The organism is Pseudomonas sp. MD330_10, assembly GCF_042610415.1.
Taxonomy (GTDB): Bacteria; Pseudomonadota; Gammaproteobacteria; order Pseudomonadales; family Pseudomonadaceae; genus Aquipseudomonas; species Aquipseudomonas rhodesiae.
This window is the reverse complement of sequence record NZ_JBHGZU010000162.1, coordinates 1-237: the sequence shown is the minus strand read 5'-3', so window position 1 is coordinate 237 and position 237 is coordinate 1. Positions and strand designations below refer to the sequence as shown.

The 237-nt window shown below is 52.3% G+C and carries 1 pseudogene; it reads right to left on the bottom strand.

What is annotated here, in order from left to right:
* Positions 1 to 12: 12 nt before the first annotated feature.
* A pseudogene (locus ACFZPT_RS27045) lies at positions 13 to 231 on the bottom strand (amino acid permease); the annotation flags it as partial.
* Positions 232 to 237: the final 6 nt, after the last annotated feature.

Below are 237 nucleotides of genomic sequence, written 5' to 3'. Positions count from 1 at the left end.
GACCGGTTAATGCCACATTAGGTAATTCAGGTTATTGCGTTCGGCTGGGCGCAGGCTCTTACGGAATTTGAGCTGCGCAAGGAGGATCTTCACACAGGTCCAGATCGCGCCGAAGGTGGCGATGTACGTCACCCACAAAAAGACTTTTTACGTTACCAGGTAGTTTAGCAGTACGACCAGAAACAACGCGGCGATCGAAAGCAGCAGTGCCTTGAGCGGCACGACGTTGCTTTAGGT